Genomic DNA, 19462 nt, shown 5'->3' with positions numbered 1-19462 from the left:
TGGCCCCGGCCGGCCCTCGCGGGTGTCAGCCCTCGACCTGCTTGCCGTGGTGATCGCCGCCGATGCAGTAGTACTCCACACCCGGGCCGAGGACCACGCGGCCGCCAGCCTCCGTGCATTCCTCACCGGTGACCACCTCCTGAGCGAGAGCCGCTGAGGCGGTTCCGAGCAATGCCACACCAGTTAGCAGGAACGCGACTGCTGCACGGCGCATCTCGTTGTCCTTTCTCGACTTCCGTCGTTGCCACCGGAGAGCGCACCAGCACGCGGTCGACCTCACCCGTCGGATCACCGATCCAGCCGTCACCCACCCGCCGGATCGAGCCTCTGGCCCGAACGCGTGAACCGGGCGGCGGGGAGATGCGAGACTCCCAGTGCGAATCGCGGGCTTCCGCGGCGCGGTTCGAGGGCTGATCACCTGCGACGAAAGGGCCTGAGTTGCCGCGCATCGGAATCACCGGGCACTTGAACCTCACCGCCGACGGTGCCGCGCTCGTCCAGGCAGCGCTGGCGGCCGAGTTGTCGCAGTACCGCGGCGGGATCGTCGGAGTCACCTGCCTCGCGCGCGGCGCGGACCAGCTCTTCGCCCGGGCGGTGCTCGACGCGGGCGGCACGTTCGAGGTCGTCCTACCCGCCGCCGACTACCGGGAGCACGAGGTGCGGGCGAACAACGCCGCCCAGTTCGACGAGCTGATCGGCAAGGCGTCGAAGGTGCACACGATGCCGTTCGAGAAGTCCACCCCGGACGCCTACCTGGGTGCCGGTGAGCACGTCCTGGGCATCGTCGACGAGCTGATCGCCGTCTGGGACGGGCAGCCGGCGGCCGGGCGCGGAGGTACCGGCGACGTGGTGCGGGTCGCGCGCGAACGCGGCATCCCGGTCACCGTCGTGTGGCCGGACGGCACGAGCCGCGGATGAGCTCGATGTCCTGGCACCCGTGCAAAGCAGAGCCGCCACCCCGATCCGGAGCAGCGGCTCGGCAATCCACAGTGGACTTCGCTCAGCAGAGCTTTGGCGTCAGGCTGAATCCGACGTCGAGGACGTTCAGGTTCTGGCCGACTCCGCCGCACGTCTGGGCCGCGTGGTTCTCCGTGGTGGCCTGGGTGGCCGAGATGGCGTAGGACCCGGCGAGCACCGCTGCGGCGAATCCGGCCGCTGCGGCGAAACGGGCGATGGCTCGGTGCATCGACTTCTCCTCACGAGTTGGGGTGCGATCACCAACTTGCCGGAGATCAACGCCCGCGCTCGTTCATTGCCACCAATGAGCGTCACGCGAAACTTCCTCAACCCCGTTCGCGGTGCCTGGCCCGGTGATTGGCGACGTTGATGCGGTTCCCGCACAGGCCCGGCGTGCAGTAGCGACGGCGACCCGCCTTGCTGGTGTCGACGAAAACCCCGTCGCACACCGGCGAAGCGCACGGCCGGAAGCGCTCGTGCCCCAGCGCGCGCAGTGCGCCCAGCAGGCCGAGCCCGGCGAGCACCGCGAGTTCGTCGGCGAGGGACGCGCGCGGAGCCGTCTCGACCTGCCACTGCCACCTGCCATCGGCGTCGCGCCCGAGGACGGGCCCGGTGCTCGCCCGCCGAACCAGTTCCCCCGCCGCTTCCGCGACGCCGTCCTCGTCCCGCGCTTCGAGGACGGCGCGCAGCTCGCGGCGGAGTTCGAGCACTCGGACGAGATCTTCCGCCACCGGCTCACGCTCGGGACCGATGCCCCGTTCGGTGAGGAATCGCCCCAGCGCAGCGGCGTCGACCAGCACTTCACCACTGATGCGGCGCACCTCCGGGGCGCTGTTGACGAGATCGGCCGCCAGCGCCGCACCACGCACGTAATCGCTGAAATCTATTTTCAAACCTTACTTCTCCCGCTACGGTAACCGCTGAAACGTTGTTTAACACCTTACCTGGGAGGTTCGATGCGATCCACGCACTGGCGGCTCGACCAGCGGGTCCGCGTGTCCGGCGGCGACGTCGCCACCGGCGTCTTCGGCGACGGCCCGCCCGTGGTCCTGGTGCACGGCACGCCCGCCTGGTCCTACCTGTGGCGCGACGTCGTCCCGCTGCTGGCCGAGCGGTTCGCGGTGCACGTGTGGGATCTGCTCGGGTTCGGCGATTCCCGCCCCGATCCGGGGATCGCGCCGTCCATCGCACGGCAGGCGCGGACGCTGGCCGAGCTCGTCGAGCACTGGGGCCTGGACTCGCCCAGCCTCGTCGGCCACGACATCGGCGGCGGCACCGTGATCCGGGCCCACCTCGTCGAGCGAGTGCCCGCCCGCCACCTGGCGCTGCTGGACGCGGCGGTCATCGGACCGTGGAACACACCGTTCACCGAGCACATGCAGCGCCACGAGCAGGCCTACCGGACGATGCCGCAGCACGTCTTCGCCGACATCATCGCCCCGCGCATCCGCACTGCCGCGCACCGCATGTCCGACGCCTCCGCGGCGGCCTACCTCGCGCCGTGGGCGGGTGAGGACGGGCAGCAGCGGTGGATCGACCAGGTGGCGGCGATCGGCTTCGAGGACACCCGCGAGGCCGTCGCCGACCTCCACTGGATCACCGCGCCGACGCTCGTGCTGTGGGGCGAGCACGACGAATGGCTCGCTCCGGAGGTGGGCGATCGCCTCGCCGCCGCCATTCCCGGCGCCCGCCGGGCCACCGTTGCGGGTGCCGGGCACTTCATCGCCGAGGACGACCCGCAGGGCACCGCGGCCGAACTGATCCGCTTCTTCGACGGCGATCGGTAGCCGGATTCGACGGCGGTTCCACGTGCTGTTAGCCCGTTCGGGCAAGGTCGATGCTCGCGGTACCCGCCCGCACCTGCGGTTCGATGTTGCGCACCCGGCCGCTCGCCGGACCCACTCCACCACCAGCCCACAATGGACCCCCGCGCACCGGAGGCCTCCGAAGTGCCCGTCCGCACCGCGCAAGCACTTCGGAGGCCTCCAGCTCGACACCACCGCTCACCCCGACCGCGAACGCCCGGTCAGCAGAGGGAAGGGCCCACGTTGAACCCGATGTCGAGGATGTTCACGTCCTGGGTGACTCCGCACCCCGGGGCGGCAAGGTTCTCCACAGTGCTCTGGGTGCTGGCGATGCCATGTGCCCCCACGACAGCTGCGGCCGCGATCCCGACGGCTGCCACGAAGCGAGCAAGGGTTCGGCGCATCGGCGTCTCCTTACGAAATTGGCGTGTGATCACCACACTTGCCGGAGATCAACGCTCGCGCGCGCTCGTTGCCACGAACGTGCGTCACGCGAAACCTCCTCACCTGCAACGCATCCGTGACGAACGAGCTCCGCAGCACGGAGTCAGGCGCTCGCGGCGACTGTCCCGGTGGTCGGCCGGTCACGCCGAGGCGCGCATCGTCGCGTCCGGCGTGTCGGTTTCCACGTCCGACGGCTTGTATCCGAGCCTGCCTCGGGTCGTCACGAGCAGCACGCAGGCGGCTGCGCCGAAGACGACGAGGATGATGTGAGCCGATGCCCGGTGCGAATCACCGAGGGTGGGGAATATGAAACCCCACGCGATAGAGAAGAAGTTGTTGATGCTGCCGTGCAACAACAACGCGATCGGCAGGCTTTCGCCGGTGCGGTTGAACACCCAGGTCATGACGATGCTGATGGCAATGCAAGAAATGGTGAACTCGACAGGATCCACCCACGTGACGTTGGGGTAACCGCCCCACTCCGTCAGGAACAGCGGCAGGTGCCAGATGCCCCAGATCACGCCGAGCAGGACCGTACCGAGCAGCGGGCCGAACCGCGGCTGCATCAGCGGCAGCGCGAAGTCACGCCAGCCGGGTTCCTCGGCGATGCCGGTCGTGAGCACCTGCAGAACGAGTCCGGGCACAATGGACACCAGCACCATCGCGGGCGGGACGGCCATGTTCTCCAAGCCGGCGAACGGAATGGAGCCGATGATGAGAGCGACCGGAACACCGACGACCGCTAGGACATACCACTTCCAGTTGACCCGCCACCTCAGCAAACGCCCGGCCCACCGACGTAGCCCAGGCCGCCCGCCCGCGACGGCAGTGACGATGAATGCGGCGCAGATCGGGCCAAGATAGGCGCCGGGCAGCATGCCGAGGAACTGCGATGTGCCCAGGACCTCGGGAAATTCGAAGTCTTCCGCACCGATGCCGTTCTTGGACAGCACATACGGTGTCCAGGCGATCCAGCTCAATCCGAGCGCCAGCACGAAGAAGCTTGTCAACTGGTAACGACCGATGAGCGAACGCAAGCCGACCACGCGGCCGGTTTGCACACGATTGACCACAGGACTTCCCCTCGAATCTCTCATGTTTCGTTCGGTGAACCCGATCCGGTGGACTGGAAACTACAAGCTGCCAGCGGGTGGCACAGCAACGTCAGCTACCGGATCACAGGTATAGCTGGCTGGTGTCGTTCGAAACCTTCGCCGGTCAAGCGAGGATTCTCCACAATTCCGCGAGAGACAGCGCCACGGCCGATTCACGACGGGTGGGTGCGAGCTTCGACAGGGGGTGTGCACAGCAACCTCCGGGTGGGCAGCTCGATGGCCAGGAAGGTGATCACCACCACCACGACCGCGATCAGCGGTAGCAGCCACGCTGGCCCCGCAGGCCATGGTCGGTCCAGGAAACCGATGGACAGCAACACGATGGGCACAATCGACAGCAGTAGACCGGCGGCCACGGATACCGCGCAGATCAGTGCCGCTTCGCGCCGCATCATCGCCAGGATCTGCCGCGCGGTGGCACCGATCAGCCGCAGGGTGGCGAGTTCGTTGCGTCGTTGGGCGGTGGCGGCAACCATCTTGTTCGTGATTCCGAGCAGGAGGTAGCCGAGCAGCACCGCCAGTACGGCGATGTTCATCCACAACTCAGGGCTCACGCCGACCGTACCGCCGAGTGCGGCAACCGAATCATTGAGGACCAGACCAGGGCGGGATTCGGTAACGGCGGCGAGGTTCTGCCTGGTCAGGTCTGTGCCATCGGTGCGGATCAGGATGCTGTCGTCCAGTCCGGTGCTGGCGTGCCCGGCCACGAGGTCGCGGGAAAGCACCACGGGGCCAAAGCCGAGACCACGCGCGTAGGTGGCGACGACCCTAGCGTTGACCTCGCTACCGTCACCGAGGATGAGGCTGATCTCGCTGCCCACCGACACATCACGCGATCCGGCTACCCCGGCGTCGACGGCGACGGTGTCGCCGGTCAGCTCGGCGAGGTCTCCGGCTCGCAGGTCGAGATCGAGAACCGCCGGTGCGGCATCGGTCAGGACGAACGCAGAGGTGCTCTCGACCTCGGTTTCGCCAGCGAATTGATAGGGCCACAGAACCGTGGTGCTGGAGACCGGGACCGCGGCCTGCACGCCGGGTTCGGCCGCTACGGCGGCGGCCAGATCATCAGGTACGCCACCGAGCTCAGGGGCGCTAATGCTGATCTGCGCCCGGTTGCTCTCGGTCACGTCACCGACGGTGGCCGCCATCAGGGTTGTCTGCGTGAAGGTGTAGGTAATCGTGAAGACCACTGCCATGGCAAGGGTGGTGCTGGCTGCGGCCATCCGCAGCGCGTAATCCCGGCCGTTGGCCACCGCGAGCCAGCTCGGCGCGGAGACACCCGCCGGCAGTTTCCGCGCGAGAGCTCGGCTGAACCAGCCGACCAGAGCCGGGCCGACCAGCGCGAGCCCGACCACCGCGACGATCCCGGCGGTCGCCGTGGTGGCGGCCGCGAGCTGCGACCGGATCAACAGCGGCGTCACCGAGAACGCCGTGGCACCGACGATTAGCAGGATCCCGGCCCACGTGCGGAACTTCGACGGAGTACGCGGTTCGCTTCGTGACACCGTTACCGCCTCGGTAGCCGGTAGGCGGGACGTTCGCCACGCCGCACAGCGGGCGGCCGCCTGCACGACGGCGACCATGAGCAGTCCCGCGCCGATCGCCGGCAACGGGCTGATGCTCAGCGACAAAGTGGACGGGATGAGACCGATCGAGGTGAGCAGCCGCCGGAACTGCTCGGCCAGTAGATAACCGGCGGCGAGGCCAACTGCCGTGCTGGGAAGCGCGACGATGGTGGCCTGCGCGGCCGCGAATCTGCGAATCTGCCGGGGCAGTGCCCCGATGGCGCGCAGCAGCGCGAGGTCCTGTCGTTGGGCTCCGACCGACACGGCAGATGCGCCACCCACGATGAACCCGATGATCAGCAGTACGGTTCCGGCCATCGAGAACGCGAGCAGCGGGAGCAGGGACTGGGCCGTCGTTGCGGCTAGATCCTCGACGTCACCGATCGCCGAACCGGTGGACACCAGCAACCCACTCGCGTCCAGGGAGTCCTGCACCTCGTCAACGACCGATTCAGTAGCGCCAGGCGCGGTGCGCAGCGCTACCAGGTCGACGGTGCCGCTACCACCGGCAAGCTCCGCCGCGGTGGGATCAGCGAAGAAGACCCCACCCTGCTGTGGCGTGGTGATCACAGCCGAGACGCGATAGTCGCCCTGCTGCCCGGCCGCGCTGATCACGACCCGGTCACCAGGCAACACACCTGCCGCAGTCGCGAGGTCGTCGTCGAGGGCTACCTCACCAGGACCGGCCGGAGCCGCACCGGAGACGTGCGGTGCATCCAACAAGAAGGTCGAGGACCAGCCATGCCCGGCAGTGCGCGGGTCCTCCGCCGGTACCACCACGCCTTCGGCGTCGATGACCGCGGCGGGAAAGCTCACGTCACCGATCGCGGTCGTGACTCCGGGCAGCCGAGCCAGCCGAGCGGTCAGGTCGGACGGCACCCCAGCGCGTTCCGGCAGCACGATGGGCAGATCACCGGCCGGCGTGTAGGACTGGCCGGCCGACACGACGATGTCAGCGCCGACGAGCCGTTCGGCCGGAGTGTGCGAGCGCAGGCCGGACTCGGCGATCACCCCGATGCAGGTGATGAGGGCCGCGCCGACGAGCGTGGCGCACACGATGGCCAGTAGGGCGGCGATCCGGTGGCGGGCTGCAGGTAATGCCAGGCGCAGCATCGTCTACTCCGTTTCGAGTTCGGTGACTCGCCTGGCGAGGTCGGCGGCGGTGGGTGCGTGCACGGTGTCGACAATCCGCCCGTCGGCCATGATCAGTGCGAGGTCGGCGTGCGCGGCCGCGGCGGCATCGTGGGTGACCATGACAACGGTTTGCCCGAGGCTGTGCACCATTTCGCGGAGCAAGTCGAGTACGTCCCGAGCACTGCGCAGGTCCAGTGCGCCTGTTGGTTCATCGGCGAAGACGACCGCCGGGCGTGCCACCAGTGCCCTGACGATGGCCGCCCGCTGTTGTTGCCCGCCGGAAAGCTCGGCCGGGCGGTGTGCGAGGCGGTCGGCCAGACCGACGCGGTCGATCAGCGTGCGCAACCAGTCCTTGTCCGGCGCGGTGTTGGCCAGCCGCAGTGGCAAGGTGAGGTTGTCGGCAATGCTCAGCGATGGCAGCAGGTTGTAGGACTGGAAGATGAAACCCACGCGTTTCCGACGCAGTTCAGTGCGTCGGGTTTCGCTCAACTCGCTGATGACCGTGTCGTCGAGGACAACACGTCCGCTGGTCGGGATGTCCAGGCCGGAGGCGCAGTGCATCAACGTGCTCTTGCCCGATCCGGACGGCCCCATCACGGCGATGAAGGAGCCGCGCGGCACGGTCAGGCTCACCTCGTCGAGCGCCCGCGGGCCGTTGGGATAGCTCTTGGTGACTTGCGTCAGTTCAACGGTGGACAGCGTCTTCGTCCTTTGCGATCTGCCGGCTGCCGTTCTCATGGTCCACGGCGTCGATTCCGGTAGTGATGAACGATCAGGCCGATGCCGCTGGCAGCGGTAAGCAATCCGAATCCGAGTCCAACGCCGACATCCAGGGTCGTGGCCGAGACGACCAGGTTCCCGGCGACGCTGATGACCAGTACCAGCCACAACAGCGGACGGAGCTTTCCGGAGCCGCCATTGATGGACCGCGTTGCAGGGTCGTTCTTGGAATCTTCCGTGCTGTGGTCGGAGTCGGTCATGGGCGCTCCATGGTCGACGGCCTGTCGAGACTCGCCGAACCTATGGCAGCAAGACGGCCGGGACGACCCCGCAAGCTGGACCGTTCTGGTACAGCAGGCGCTACTTTCGTGCCGAATGCCGGAGCGGCGCACCGCGCTCGTGGTGTTCTAGCATTCGATCTTCACCAAGGAGGTGCGGCGGATGTCGACCCGCGAACCCCCAGGGCTGGGCCGTGCGCAGAAGCTGGCCGCCCGCGCGCGCGTCACCATGGACGCGTTCGAGCACCTCATCGGCGGGTTGGGCACCGCGATCCTGGCTGTTGGCGCATTGCTCGCGATCACAGTGACCGCACTGATGTGCCTGGTGGGTGTCGGTTTTCGCCTGGCCCCCTGGACGTTGCGAATGGTGCGCCTGATCGCCGATCGAGAGCGCGCGCGGCTTTCGCGCTGGGACGCGGAGATCATCAGTCCAGGGTCGGTGCCACCCCGGTTGGGTACCGCCTTGAAGGATCCCGCGGTGCGCCGTGAGCTGGGTTGGGTCGCCTGTCACGGCAGTGTCGGGCTGATGCTCGCCCTGGTCGGCGTGACGCTACCGCTGTACGTGGTCACCAACGGCACCTTCCCGCTGTGGTGGCATCTGGTGCCGCCAGAGGATGCCTCCGACTCGTTGGAGCTCGTGCTCGTCCGGAGTACGCAGGATGCCCTCTGGGTGAGCTTGATGGGCTTGGGCTGGCTGGTGGTCGTATTCCTCGTCTTGCCCGTCACGGCCCGACTTCAGGCGTGGCCCGGACGCCGTCTGCTCAGCCCCGAACCCGGTGCCGACCTCGCCCTCCGGGTCGCGGAGCTGACCGCGACCCGAGCCGCCGCGCTGGACGCGCACGCCGCCGAACTGCGGCGGATCGAACGTGCGCTGCACGACGGAGCGCAGAACCGGCTCGTCGCAGTGACCGTCCTGCTCGGCGCATCTCGTCGGTCGCTGTCCCGGAATCCGTCCGAAACTCAGGACATCCTAGACCGCGCCCAGGACACCGCCGAGGAAGCGCTCCAGGAGTTGCGCCGGGTGGTGCGCAGCATCCTGCCGCCGGGATTGACCGACCGCAGCCTTCCCGACGCACTCACCGCCCTGGCGGCGGCCTGTCCGGTGGACTGCCGGATCGACGCCGACCTGCCCCGGCAGTGCGCCGCATCCGTCGAGGCAACGGCCTACTTCGTGGTGGCCGAGGCACTGACCAACATCACCAAGCACAGCCACGCCCAGCAGGCCGAAGTTCGGCTCCGCTACCGGTACGGCGAGCTGTTGGTGGAGATCATCGACGACGGACGCGGCGGCGCCGACGAGCGCAGCGGGTCCGGGATCACTGGCATACGCCACCGAATCGAAGCCGTCGACGGAACCTTTTCGCTGGTCAGCCCGACCGGCGGCCCTACGATCCTGACTGTGAGACTGCCATGCGGATAGTGATCGCCGAGGACGACCTGCTACTGCGCGAAGGTGTGTCGCTGCTGCTGCGCGCGGAGTCGCTCGACGTCGTGGCCACCACCAGCACGCCAGAGGACTTTCTGACCGCGGTTGAGGTGCATCGACCGGATGTGGCCATTGTGGATGTTCGGATGCCCCCGACGCATACCAACGAGGGCATCGTCGCCGCCGTCGAGGCCCGGCGACGGCAGCCGGACCTGGCCGTGCTCGTCCTGTCGGCCTACGTCGAACAAGCCTTCGCCACGGACCTCCTGGCCCGCGACACCACCCGCCTAGGATACTTGCTCAAGGAACGTGTCGGGCGCGTCGAGGAATTCCTGGACGCGCTGCGCCGAGTGGCGAGTGGTGGTACGGCCATCGATCCGGAAGTCGTCGCCCAGTTCATGACCAAGACCCGGTCCGACGCCGGGCTGCAACGCCTCAGTTCGCGGGAACGCGACGTGCTGGCGCTGATGGCCGAAGGCCTCGGCAACGGCGCCATCGCAGAGCGGCTCTACGTCACGAACGGGGCCGTCCACAAGCACATTCGCAACATCTTCGCCAAGCTGGACCTCGCACCGACCGACCGCGCGGACCGCCGGGTCGCCGCGGTCCTGCGCTATCTCGAAAACACCCAGGCCTGCCCCGACAAGCCTAGGTCGTTGCCGCCGTCGGGACGGTAGCGTTGGCTGCACTTGGGCATTCCCGCGCGTGGGATCGATCGGCCTGCTCCATCCCGACATGCTGGCCGCTCACGCTGTAGGAAGGGGATTTCCGTGTTCAACCAGCGAAACCGACCGCGCCGTTTCAAGCAGCGGACGGCCGCGCTGACCCTGTGTGTTCCCCTGCTGATCGCCGGGCTCAGCGCCTGCGAAGATAAGGATTTCCTCTTCGCAGACGAGGATTCTTCCGTTGAAGGCACCGCCCCGCATCGATCCGACGCGATCCAGGCGAGCCTGGATCAACTGGTCCACAACGATGGTTATCCTGGCGCGCTCGCCGCCGTCCAGGGCCGCGACGGGCAGGTTCGCGATTACATCGCGGGAGTGGGCGACGTCGCCACCGGGCAGCCGGTGCCCGTTAACGGACAAGTGCGCATCGCCAGCAACACCAAGACGTTCGTGGCCACGGTAGTGCTGCAACTGGTCGGCGAGGGCAAAGTCGAACTCGATGCCCCGGTCGAAACCTACCTGCCGAACCTGCTGCGCGGTGACGGCATCGACGGCCGGAAGATCACCGTGCGGCAGATCCTCCAGCACACCAGCGGACTGGACGATAACGATGCCGAGCTCGCCACGAACTACGCCGACGTGCAGCACACCTTTTTCGAACCGCGTCAGCTGCTCGATATCGCCTTGGCCAAGAAAGCCCTGTTCGCTCCCGGCACCGGCTGGAGCTACAGCAATCCCAACTACATTGTCGCCGGCCTGCTGATCCAGCAGGTCACCGGCCGTCCCGTCGGGGAAGAGATCACCAGGCGGATCATCGACCGCATCGGGCTGCGCGAAACCTACTGGCCCCCAGCCGGGGAGCAGACCATGCGCGGAAAGCACCCACACGGATACTTCCCTGACACCAACGGCAACCAGCTCGACGTCACCGAGATGGATCCGTCAATGGGGTGGGCTGCCGGACAGCTGATCGGTACTCCCCGCGACCTCAACCGATTCCTCACCGCGCTGCTCGATGGGGAGCTGCTCGAGCCGGAGCAGCTCGAACAGATGCAGACCATCGTGGACGCTCCTGAATTCGACACGACCGGAAACGCTCGTTACGGGCTCGGCATCGCTACCTTCGAGCTGAGCTGCGGAGGCACCGCCTGGACCCACGGCGGCGACGCCCCCGGCTATACCAGCCGCAACGCGGCGACCGAAGACGGACGCGCGGCCACCGTGGTCGTCACCGGAGCTCCCACGAGCCTTCCTGCCGCACAACACGTAGAGCAGGCTCTGGACACGGCTCTCTGCGCGCAACCATGACCTGCCGCAGGACCGGGGCGGTTCGCGGTGCGTGCCCGGATCACCTGGTCAGCCAGCGAACGGGCGCTCGCCCCGCTCGCCGCGATGCCGTCCCGGACCGCTGGCCCGCGTGGCAACGCCCCTGGGACGCACTGATCGCCTGGAGCGTGGCGGCGAAGCTGGCCTTGGAGCACGTCACCGCTGGACACCTGGTGCCCGACGTGCGCGGCAGCACCGCGTGCTGGCGGTTGGCGAACCCGCACGTGCGAATCGCGGGCTTGCGCGGCGCGGTTCGAAGGCTGATCACCTGCGACGAAAGGGCCTGAGTTGCCGCGCATCGGAATCACCGGGCACTTGAACCTCACCGCCGACGGCGCCGCGCTCGTCCAGGCAGCGCTGGCGGCCGGGCGCGGAGGCACCGGCGACGTGGTGCGGGCCGCGCGCGAGCGCGGCATCCCGGTCACCGTCGTGTGGCCGGACGGCACCAGCCGCGGCTGAGTCGACGCCCTGGCACCCGTGCAACGCGGAGCCGCCGCCCCGATCCGGAGCAGCGGCTCGGCAATCCACAGTGGACTTCGCTCAGCAGAGCTTGGGCGCCAGGCTGAATCCGACGTCGAGGACGTTCAGGTTCTGGCCGACTCCGCAGGTCTGGGCGGCGCGGTTCTCCGTGGTGGCCTGGGTGGCGGAGATGGCGTAGGACCCGGTGAGCACCGCTGCGGCGATCCCGGCTGCGGCGGCGAAACGGGCGATGGCTCGGTGCATCGACTTCTCCTCACGAGTTGGGGGCGATCACCAACTTGCCGGAGATCAACGCCCGCGCTCGTTCATTGCCCCCAACGGGCGTCACGCGAAACTTCCTCAACCGCAACAGGTCCGGACCCCGCCGCAGGGCCTCGGCAAAGCCCGGCCGGGCTGGTGCTGCACGACCCCACCCAGGACGACTTCGCCGGAGCCCCGGGCCCCGCCGCACTCGACCGCAGCGCCCGGGCCGCAGCGGCGCGGGGTGAGCGGCAAACCCTGCTGGACCTGCCTTCCGCACTTGCGAATCCGGGGCGCGGATCACATTGCCGAACTCACGATCAGAGATGGCGATCCTCGCCGCCAAAAAGAACGAAATCGCAGGTCAGATCCCCCAGATAGCAAGCCTCCGCAAAGAGTCAAATTCCCCCTGGGCACCATTCCCGGCTATTTGTCAAATTGCTGGGATCGTGGAAATCCCGGTTTGTTGCCGGTACTGTTCGAGGCACGGGTAAATCGCTGTCGGGGATGTCTTGCGCTCTTCGACGCCCGCTGGACGGAGGATCACCATTTCCGCTCGACCTTCCGGTGTTCCGGATCGGTTGCAGGCGACGTTCCGGCCCGCGGCCGCCGAACTCGCGCTGTGGGGCACCGCCGATCCCGCGAAAGCGGCCCGGGATCTCGGCTTGCCGGACGGCTACGAGGACGAGCTGGCCACCGTGCTGCCCGCCGACGCCGCGGTTGCCGCGGCGGAAGTGCCCGCCGTCGTGGTGCCCGTCGCCGACGCGCTCGCCCCGCTCGCCGAGATGCCGTCGCCGGACCGCTGGCCCGCGTGGCAGCGGCCCGGCGACTCGCTGATCGCCTGGAGCGTGGCGGCGAAGCTGGCGTTGGAGCAGGTCACCGCCGGGCACCTGGTGCCCGGCGTGCGCGACGGCGCGGCGCGCTGGCGGCTGGCGAACCTGCACGACAACCGGTTCGCGGCGCTGGCCGCTGCGATGCCGCCGGCGGCGCACGCGTTGCGCCGCGATGGTGGCCTGTGGAGCGCGTCGGAGATGCTGGCCGCCTTCGGTGACGCCGTCGCGGACGCATGCGCGCGAGGCGTGGCGATCACCAGCGACAACGCCTGGATCACCGCGCTGACCGGGCCGGATCCGGCCGTTGAACTCGACGGGACCGCGCTCAAGGAGTGGGGCCGGGCGCTGCCGTCCGGCCCGTCGCCCGGCCTGGAACTGCGGTTGGAAGTCCCGGCCGAGGATGAGAGCCCCTGGGTGCTGACCTTCCACCTGCGCACCGACGACGAGGTGCCGGTGCCGGCCGAGCACGTCTGGTCGAATCTGCCCGGCCCGCCGCAGGACGCGCTGGTGCAGGGCCTGGCGGAAGCCGCGCGCCTCTTCCCGCCGCTGGACGCCGCGCTGTCCGAGCAGCGGCCCACCGAGGCGCGGCTGGACGTCGGGCAGGCCGCGGAGTTCCTGACCACCGGGCAGCCGGAGCTGGCCGCCGCGGGCATCGCCGTCGAGGTGCCGACCGATCTGGCCGGAGTGCGCCGGCTGCGGGCCCGCCTGCACGCCGCGGACGGCCAGGACTTCCGGTGGGAGGCCGTGGTCGGCGACGAGGTGCTCAGCGCCGACGAGCTCGACGAGCTGATCGCGCTGGGCCGCCCGCTGGTGCGCTGGCGCGGCCGCTGGGTCCGCGTCGATGCCCGGGAAGCGGCGGACGTCCGCACCCGGCTCGGGACGGCGCACGCGCTGCCGGAGTCCGAAGCGCTGGCCGCCGTGCTGGAAGGCAAGCGCAGCACCGAGTTCGGCGAGGTCGCCGTCTCCGCCGGTGGCCGGTTGCGGGCGCTGGTGGACCGGCTGGGCGAACCACCGGCGCAACCACGGCTGACCGGTGTCGACGCCGCGCTGCGCGACTACCAGCTGCGGGGCGTCGCGTGGTTGCAGAGCATGGCCGAGCTGGGCTTCGGCGCGGTGCTCGCCGATGACATGGGTCTGGGCAAGACGCTGCAGACCATCGCGCTGCTGGCGAGCCGCGCCGGGGACCGGCCGCAGCTGGTGGTGTGCCCGACCTCGGTGGTGGACAACTGGCAGCGCGAGCTGCGCCGGTTCGCGCCGAAGCTCGCGGTGGTGCGCCACCACGGCCCGCGGCGGCCGATCGATCCTGCCGCGTTCGCGCCGGGCGCCGTGGTGATCACGACCTATCCCCTGCTGCGCTCCGACGCCCCGCTGCTGTCCAGTGTGGACTGGGACGTGGTGGTGCTGGACGAGGCACAGCAGATCAAGAACCAGGCCGGTCGGACCGCCCAGGCCGCCGGGCGGTTGCGCGCCCGGGCCCGCGTGGCGCTGACCGGCACGCCGGTGGAGAACCGGCTCGCCGAGCTGTGGTCGATCATGCACTTCGCCAACCCGGGCCTGCTGGGCGGCTTCCACCGCTTCAAGGAGCGCTTCGCGGTCTCGATCGAGCGGTGGCACGACATCGACGCCACCCACCGCCTCCGCTCCGTCGTCGCGCCGTTCCTGCTGCGCCGCCGCAAGTCCGAGGTCGCCACCGACCTGCCGCCCAAGGTCGAATCGGTGGTCACCTGCGCGCTGACCGACGAGCAGGCCGCCCTGTACCGGCGGGCGGTGCGCGAGACGCTGGACGCGGGCCTGGGCACCGGGATCGGGCGGCGCGGCCGCATCCTGAAGCTGCTCACCGCGCTCAAGCAGATCTGCAACCACCCGGCGCACTTCCTCCGCGAACCCGGCCCGCTGCCCGGCCGGTCCGGCAAGCTCACCCGCGCCACCGAGATGCTGGCCGAAGCGGTCGCCGCCGAGGACCGGGCGCTGGTGTTCACCCAGTACCGGGCGATGGGCGAGCTGCTGGCCGGGCACCTGGCCGCCGAGCTGGGCCTGCCCGCGGTGCCTTTCCTGCACGGCGGACTCAGCACCGCGCGGCGGCAGGCGATGGTGGACGCCTTCCAGCACGACGACACGGCCGCGCCGGTGCTCATCATCAGCCTCAAAGCCGGTGGCACCGGCCTGAACCTGACCCGCGCCACGCACGTGCTGCACTACGACCGCTGGTGGAATCCGGCGGTGGAGGACCAGGCGACCGACCGCGCGCACCGGATCGGCCAGTCCAGCCGCGTGCACGTGCACAAGCTGGTCGCGCACGGAACGCTCGAAGAGCGCATCGCCGAACTGCTGGAGCAGAAGCGCGCGCTGGCGGACTCGGTGATCGGCAGCGGCGAGTCCTGGCTGACCGAGCTGACCGACGACGCGCTGCGCGAACTCGTCGAACTGTCCACGGAGGACTGATGTCGAAGAAATCGGACGCAACGGCCTTCGGCGTCACCTGGTGGGGCCGGCGCTGGCGGCGCGCGCTGGAATCGCTCGGCGCCACCTACCCGAACCCGCGCCTGCCGCAAGGGCGTTTGCTGGCCCGCAACGGAGCTGTGCGCGACCTCGTCGTCGCACCGGGAACGGTCAGCGCCCAGGTGCACGCGCGCAACAAGGCCCTCCCCGTGACGCTGACGCTGCCGGTGTTCACCGACACCGAGTGGCGGACCGCGGTCGCGGCGCTGGCCGGGCAGCTCCGGCACGCCGCCGCGCTGCTGCGGGGCGAACTGCCCGAGGACGTCGACGACACGCTGCGCGAGGTGGACCTGTCGCTGTTCCCGAAGACCGGCGAGCTCGGTTCCACCTGCTCCTGCACCAGCCGCGCCAAACCGTGCGCGCACGCGGCAGCGGTGCACTACGTGCTGGCGCCGATGCTGGACTCCGACCCGTTCCTGCTGACCAGCCTGCGCGGCCGGGACCGGGACCGGCTGCTCGCCGAGCTCCGCGCCACCCGTTCCGCGCCGGACCTGGACCCGGCAGCGCTGTTCACCGCCCGCGGCGATCTCGCGGCCATCGAGGTCCACCCGCAGCGGCCCGACGAGCGGACACCCGAAGCGCTGCACCTGCTCGGCCGGGCCCCGGGCGTCGACGAGCGCGCCTGGCGGCAGCTGATCACCGCCGCCCAGCGCGCCCGCGTCCGAGCCTGGGAACTCGCCGAAGGGTCGTGAGTGCGTAACAGTGTTCGAACACTGTTACGCACTCACGACCGCTTGCGGTTGAGGAACTCGGTCATGTAGCGCTGGGGTTCGCCGGTGTCGAAGGCCGCGCCGAACTCGGCGACGCTCTCCGCGATCGACTGCTCGACCGGGAGTTCCTCCCAGGAGCGCAGCAGCTTCTTCTGCTGCCGCACCGCTGACGGCCCGAACTCCGCGAGCCGGCGGGCGGTTCGGGCCACCGCGGCGTCGAGCTCCTCCGGTGGGACGACCTCGTGCACCAGGCCCCACGACAGCGCGGTCGGCGCGTCGATGTTCTCCGCGGTGAGCATCAGCCAGTCGGCGCGGCCGGTGCCGATCAGCCTCGGCAGCAGCGCCGCGTGGATCACCGACGGGATCCCGACCGCGACCTCCGGCATCCCGAAGCGCGCGGTGCTGCTGCCGATCCGCAGGTCGCAGGCCGCCGCCACCTCCACGCCGACGCCGAGGCACCAGCCGGGCAGGCGGGCGATCACCGGCGCCGGGAAATCGCGGACCGCCTGGCACAGCGCGCGCAGCCCGTCGATGAACACCTCCGCACCACGGCGGTCCAAAGTGGACATCTCGGTGATGTCGGCCCCGCCGATGAAGGCGCGGTCACCGGTGCCGCGCAGCACGAGCGCCCGGACCTCGGGTCGAGCGGCCAGCTCGCCGATCGCCGCGGTCACCTCCGCGCCGACCGCGCTGCTGACGATGTTCAGCGCCTTGGCGTTGCGGATCGTGACCGTGGCGACGCCGTGGTCGTCCACGGAGCCGGTCGCGTGCTCGGTGCTGCTGATCTCGTTCAATGCCGCTCCGTCCGCCGGTGGGTACCTCGCGGAGCGACCCTAGGCTCCCGAACCCCCGACGAACAGACCCAACTTCGCCCCGCTAACGATCCGACGTTCACCCGAGCCGGGTCAGGGTTTGACCGCGACTGCGCCGTACATGTGGACGTGCTCGTCGGCGGCCTTCTGCGCTTCGGCGTCCGGGTGCCAGTGGTTGACCAGCACGACACCGGGATCCAGCACGTCCATGCCGTCGAAGAAGCGCTCCACCTCGGCCTTGGTGCGGGACTTGAGCGGGATGCCGTTGGCGTTGTAGGCCGCCACTCCCCGCCTGACCTCGTCCGGGGCGCTGATCTCGGTGGTCATCGACAGCGCCAGCGCGCTGCCGCTCGGCAGCGGTTCGACCATCCGCCGCACGAGTTCGATCGCCTCGTCGTCGTCCGGGATGAAGTGCACGATCGCCAGCAGGCTCAGCACCACCGGCTCGTCCAGGTCGAAGGTCTCCGCGAACTCGGCGGATTCGAGGATCGCCGCCGGCTGGTGCAGGTCCGCGTCGACGTAGGCCGTCCGGCCCTCCGGAGTGCTGGTCAGCAGCGCGCGGGCGTGCACCAGCACGATCGGGTCGTTGTCCACGTAGAGGACCCGCGAGCCGGGATCGACGGACTGCGCCACCTCGTGCAGGTTCGGCGAGGTCGGCAGGCCCGTTCCGATGTCCAGGAACTGGCGGTAGCCCCGCTCGGCGAGGAATCGCGTCACCCGGCACATGAAGTCCCGGTTCGCCCGCATCGACTTCGGCAGGTTCGGCCAGTCGGCCGTGATCGATCCCGCCGCGTCGCGATCGGCGGCGAAGTTGTCCCGGCCACCCAGCAGGTAGTCGTAGATCCGCGCCGAGTGCGGCACATCCGTGCGCAGGTCGACCGGCGGGCGCTGCTCGGCCGACCTCTTGGCTGCCCATTCCACGGGAGGCTCCAGGGTTGATCACCTTGTGGTCCGGACCACTGTAGCCCGTCCGGACCACCGTTGGTGGCCGACCGCGTGCGAGTCCGGCGACCGGGATTCGCAGGCGGCGTCAGGCCGGGACCGGTTGCGGGAGCGGGCGCACCACGGCGGGGACCGGTTCGGGTTGCGCGACCTCCGGACGCTTCTTGCGGTCCATGGTGCCCAGCGTCGCGGCCAGGGCGATGCCGATCGCCGCCAGCGCCACGCCCACCAGGTTCGGCGCCAGCAGGCCGAGGCCGCTCGCGATCACCAGGCCGCCCGCGTAGGCGCCGATGGAGTTGGCGATGTTGAAGGCGGACTGCAGCGCCGCCGACACCAGCGACGGCGCGCCACCGGCCTTGTCCATCACCAGGGCCTGCATGATCGGCGCGACCATGAAGCCGACGGCTCCGATGGCGAACACCGTCACCGCCGCGGCCACCTTGTTGCCCGAGGTGAAGGTGAACAGGCCCAGCACCGCGGCCACGCCGACCAGCGCCGCGTAGACGCCGGGCATCACGGCCTTGTCCGCGATCCGGCCGCCCAGGAAGTTGCCCGCGGTCATGCCCAGCCCGGCCAGCGCCAGCAGCAGCGTGACGCCCGTCGGCGAGTAGCCGGAGACGTCGGTGAGGATCGGCGTCAGGTAGCTCAGCACGGCGAAGGTGCCGCCGAGCCCGAACGTCACGATGGCCAGCGCCAGCCACACCTGCGGCGAGCGGAACGCGGCGAGCTGCTCGAGCACGGCGGCCTGCCCGGCCACCGGCCTGCCCTGGTCCGGCACCAGCCGGGCGATGGCGGCGACGCCTGCCACCCCGATCACCGAGACCACGGCGAAGGTGGCCCGCCAGCCGAACTGCTGCCCGAGCAGCGTGCCCAGCGGCACGCCGACGACGTTGGCCAGCGTCAGCCCCATGAACATCATCGACACGGCCTTGGCCCGGTTGCCCGGCCCGGCCATGGTGGCGGCCACCACCGCTCCGGCGCCGAAGAACGCACCGTGCGGCAGGCCGGTCAGGAACCGGAAGAACACGCCCACCCCGGCGCTGGGCGCCAGCGCGAAGAGCGCGTTGCCCGCGGTGAACATGCTCATCGTCAGGACGAGCATGGTCTTGCGCGACAAGCGGGCACCCAGCAGCGTCAGCGCGGGTGCTCCGACCACGACGCCGAGGGCGTACCCGGAGATCAGGTTCCCGGCGGTGGGGATGGAAACGCCGAGCTCGGCGGCGGCCTGCGGCAGGACGCCCATCATCACGAACTCGGCGGTGCCGATGCCGAAGGCGCCTACGGCGAGTGCGACCAGCGCGAAGGGCACAGTTCTCCTCTCGGGGAAGGCTGGGAAGTCGGCGGGCGGTTCGCCGCGTTTCGGGGACACGACGAACTGAATCGATAAAGAGCTATTCCGAAAGCAAGGACAGCCGTCCTCGGATTCGAGCCCCCATCGGCTGCCCGGCATCCAGTCTCAGGCCCGGACCCCCGGCCTGTCCAACCAGAACGGGGTGAACCGAAACACGGAG

Annotated in this window: 21 protein-coding genes; 9 read left to right on the top strand and 12 right to left on the bottom strand. The window is 69.5% G+C overall.

Translation table 11 applies throughout. The features are described from left to right. Positions 1-25: 25 nt before the first annotated feature. Positions 26-214: a hypothetical protein gene (locus ATL45_RS38495; protein WP_143121670.1), complete on the bottom strand. Its 189-nt coding sequence runs from the start codon at positions 212-214 to the stop codon at positions 26-28. A gap of 224 nt (positions 215-438) precedes the next feature. On the opposite strand from ATL45_RS38495, the gene ATL45_RS24020 reads away from it, so the two are divergent. After that, a complete protein-coding gene (locus ATL45_RS24020; protein WP_093153878.1) occupies positions 439-918 on the top strand; it encodes a hypothetical protein in 480 nt (159 codons plus the stop codon). Between the two features lie 82 nt (positions 919-1000). On the opposite strand, the gene ATL45_RS24015 is transcribed toward ATL45_RS24020, so the two are convergent. Both ATL45_RS24015 and ATL45_RS24010 read right to left on the bottom strand, forming a co-directional pair. After that, a complete protein-coding gene (locus ATL45_RS24015) occupies positions 1001-1186 on the bottom strand; it encodes a hypothetical protein (RefSeq protein WP_093153876.1) in 186 nt (61 codons plus the stop codon). A 97-nt stretch (positions 1187-1283) separates the two neighbouring features. Beyond that, the gene (locus ATL45_RS24010; RefSeq protein WP_093153873.1) at positions 1284-1850 is read right to left on the bottom strand and encodes a CGNR zinc finger domain-containing protein; all 567 of its coding nucleotides are present in this window, start codon (positions 1848-1850) and stop codon (positions 1284-1286) included. A gap of 63 nt (positions 1851-1913) precedes the next feature. On the opposite strand from ATL45_RS24010, the gene ATL45_RS24005 reads away from it, so the two are divergent. Beyond that, a complete protein-coding gene (locus ATL45_RS24005; protein ID WP_093153871.1) occupies positions 1914-2744 on the top strand; it encodes an alpha/beta fold hydrolase in 831 nt (276 codons plus the stop codon). 239 nt (positions 2745-2983) lie between these two features. Here ATL45_RS24005 and ATL45_RS24000 read toward each other — a convergent pair whose 3' ends face one another. The 5 genes from ATL45_RS24000 to ATL45_RS23980 all read right to left on the bottom strand — a co-directional run bounded on the left by ATL45_RS24000 (position 2984) and on the right by ATL45_RS23980 (position 8000). Then, the gene (locus ATL45_RS24000) at positions 2984-3166 is read right to left on the bottom strand and encodes a hypothetical protein (RefSeq protein WP_093153868.1); all 183 of its coding nucleotides are present in this window, start codon (positions 3164-3166) and stop codon (positions 2984-2986) included. Between the two features lie 180 nt (positions 3167-3346). After that, positions 3347-4279 carry a CPBP family intramembrane glutamic endopeptidase gene (locus tag ATL45_RS23995; protein WP_246025510.1) on the bottom strand — a complete coding sequence of 311 codons (933 nt, stop codon included), beginning with the start codon at positions 4277-4279 and terminating at the stop codon, positions 3347-3349. 194 nt (positions 4280-4473) lie between these two features. Then, positions 4474-6999, bottom strand: a complete 2526-nt coding sequence (locus ATL45_RS23990) for an FtsX-like permease family protein (protein ID WP_093153863.1) — start codon at positions 6997-6999, stop codon at positions 4474-4476. A gap of 3 nt (positions 7000-7002) precedes the next feature. Beyond that, positions 7003-7758 carry an ABC transporter ATP-binding protein gene (locus tag ATL45_RS23985; RefSeq protein ID WP_093153860.1) on the bottom strand — a complete coding sequence of 252 codons (756 nt, stop codon included), beginning with the start codon at positions 7756-7758 and terminating at the stop codon, positions 7003-7005. Further along, the gene (locus ATL45_RS23980) at positions 7755-8000 is read right to left on the bottom strand and encodes a hypothetical protein (RefSeq protein WP_211841274.1); all 246 of its coding nucleotides are present in this window, start codon (positions 7998-8000) and stop codon (positions 7755-7757) included. The genes ATL45_RS23985 and ATL45_RS23980 overlap by 4 nt, the downstream gene beginning before the upstream one ends. Before the next feature lie 181 nt (positions 8001-8181). Between ATL45_RS23980 and ATL45_RS23975 the strand changes: the two genes are divergently transcribed. The 5 genes from ATL45_RS23975 to ATL45_RS39030 all read left to right on the top strand — a co-directional run bounded on the left by ATL45_RS23975 (position 8182) and on the right by ATL45_RS39030 (position 11894). After that, positions 8182-9438 (top strand): sensor histidine kinase, encoded by a 1257-nt coding sequence (locus ATL45_RS23975; RefSeq protein ID WP_093153857.1) that lies wholly within the window; start codon positions 8182-8184, stop codon positions 9436-9438. Next, a complete protein-coding gene (locus tag ATL45_RS23970; RefSeq protein ID WP_093153856.1) occupies positions 9429-10121 on the top strand; it encodes a response regulator transcription factor in 693 nt (230 codons plus the stop codon). The genes ATL45_RS23975 and ATL45_RS23970 overlap by 10 nt, the downstream gene beginning before the upstream one ends. A gap of 93 nt (positions 10122-10214) precedes the next feature. After that, positions 10215-11417, top strand: a complete 1203-nt coding sequence (locus ATL45_RS23965; protein ID WP_211841273.1) for a serine hydrolase domain-containing protein — start codon at positions 10215-10217, stop codon at positions 11415-11417. Continuing rightward, positions 11414-11722: a hypothetical protein gene (locus ATL45_RS38490; protein ID WP_143121669.1), complete on the top strand. Its 309-nt coding sequence runs from the start codon at positions 11414-11416 to the stop codon at positions 11720-11722. The genes ATL45_RS23965 and ATL45_RS38490 overlap by 4 nt, the downstream gene beginning before the upstream one ends. Position 11723: 1 nt before the next feature. Continuing rightward, a complete protein-coding gene (locus ATL45_RS39030) occupies positions 11724-11894 on the top strand; it encodes a hypothetical protein (RefSeq protein WP_170210114.1) in 171 nt (56 codons plus the stop codon). 81 nt (positions 11895-11975) lie between these two features. On the opposite strand, the gene ATL45_RS23960 is transcribed toward ATL45_RS39030, so the two are convergent. Further along, a complete protein-coding gene (locus ATL45_RS23960; protein WP_093153852.1) occupies positions 11976-12158 on the bottom strand; it encodes a hypothetical protein in 183 nt (60 codons plus the stop codon). Between the two features lie 578 nt (positions 12159-12736). Here ATL45_RS23960 and ATL45_RS23955 point away from each other — a divergent pair. Together ATL45_RS23955 and ATL45_RS23950 are read left to right on the top strand one after the other, a co-directional pair. Then, positions 12737-15430, top strand: coding sequence for a DEAD/DEAH box helicase (locus ATL45_RS23955; protein ID WP_246025509.1), 2694 nt, complete (start codon positions 12737-12739; stop codon positions 15428-15430). Continuing rightward, positions 15430-16179: an SWIM zinc finger family protein gene (locus ATL45_RS23950; protein WP_093153850.1), complete on the top strand. Its 750-nt coding sequence runs from the start codon at positions 15430-15432 to the stop codon at positions 16177-16179. The genes ATL45_RS23955 and ATL45_RS23950 overlap by 1 nt, the downstream gene beginning before the upstream one ends. 32 nt (positions 16180-16211) lie before the next feature. On the opposite strand, the gene ATL45_RS23945 is transcribed toward ATL45_RS23950, so the two are convergent. The 3 genes from ATL45_RS23945 to ATL45_RS23935 all read right to left on the bottom strand — a co-directional run bounded on the left by ATL45_RS23945 (position 16212) and on the right by ATL45_RS23935 (position 19260). Next, complete coding sequence (locus ATL45_RS23945) at positions 16212-16991, bottom strand: enoyl-CoA hydratase (RefSeq protein ID WP_093153847.1); 780 nt, start codon at positions 16989-16991, stop codon at positions 16212-16214. Positions 16992-17102: 111 nt separating this feature from the next. Continuing rightward, positions 17103-17930, bottom strand: a complete 828-nt coding sequence (locus ATL45_RS23940; RefSeq protein WP_093153845.1) for an SAM-dependent methyltransferase — start codon at positions 17928-17930, stop codon at positions 17103-17105. Positions 17931-18039: 109 nt separating this feature from the next. Then, on the bottom strand, positions 18040-19260 hold the full coding sequence (locus ATL45_RS23935) for an MFS transporter (RefSeq protein ID WP_093153842.1): 1221 nt from the start codon (positions 19258-19260) through the stop codon (positions 18040-18042). Positions 19261-19462 lie beyond the last annotated feature (202 nt).

Origin of the sequence: Saccharopolyspora antimicrobica, assembly GCF_003635025.1 — a bacterium.
In the GTDB taxonomy this organism is placed as follows: Bacteria; Actinomycetota; Actinomycetes; order Mycobacteriales; family Pseudonocardiaceae; genus Saccharopolyspora; species Saccharopolyspora antimicrobica.
Note: the sequence above shows the minus strand (reverse complement) of the source record. Positions and strands in the feature narration are given on the sequence as shown.

Bases quoted from the DNA above. Each gene is read 5' to 3' on its own strand.
- ATL45_RS23985 (WP_093153860.1), bottom strand. From the start codon at position 7,758: ATGAGAACGGCAGCCGGCAGATCGCAAAGGACGAAGACGCTGTCCACC.
- ATL45_RS24000 (WP_093153868.1), bottom strand. From the start codon at position 3,166: ATGCGCCGAACCCTTGCTCGCTTCGTGGCAGCCGTCGGGATCGCGGCC.
- ATL45_RS23950 (WP_093153850.1), top strand. From the start codon at position 15,430: ATGTCGAAGAAATCGGACGCAACGGCCTTCGGCGTCACCTGGTGGGGC.
- ATL45_RS38490 (WP_143121669.1), top strand. From the start codon at position 11,414: ATGACCTGCCGCAGGACCGGGGCGGTTCGCGGTGCGTGCCCGGATCAC.
- ATL45_RS24005 (WP_093153871.1), top strand. From the start codon at position 1,914: ATGCGATCCACGCACTGGCGGCTCGACCAGCGGGTCCGCGTGTCCGGC.
- ATL45_RS23960 (WP_093153852.1), bottom strand. From the start codon at position 12,158: ATGCACCGAGCCATCGCCCGTTTCGCCGCCGCAGCCGGGATCGCCGCA.
- ATL45_RS23970 (WP_093153856.1), top strand. From the start codon at position 9,429: ATGCGGATAGTGATCGCCGAGGACGACCTGCTACTGCGCGAAGGTGTG.
- ATL45_RS23975 (WP_093153857.1), top strand. From the start codon at position 8,182: ATGTCGACCCGCGAACCCCCAGGGCTGGGCCGTGCGCAGAAGCTGGCC.
- ATL45_RS23990 (WP_093153863.1), bottom strand. From the start codon at position 6,999: ATGCTGCGCCTGGCATTACCTGCAGCCCGCCACCGGATCGCCGCCCTA.
- ATL45_RS24015 (WP_093153876.1), bottom strand. From the start codon at position 1,186: ATGCACCGAGCCATCGCCCGTTTCGCCGCAGCGGCCGGATTCGCCGCA.
- ATL45_RS23980 (WP_211841274.1), bottom strand. From the start codon at position 8,000: ATGACCGACTCCGACCACAGCACGGAAGATTCCAAGAACGACCCTGCA.
- ATL45_RS38495 (WP_143121670.1), bottom strand. From the start codon at position 214: ATGCGCCGTGCAGCAGTCGCGTTCCTGCTAACTGGTGTGGCATTGCTC.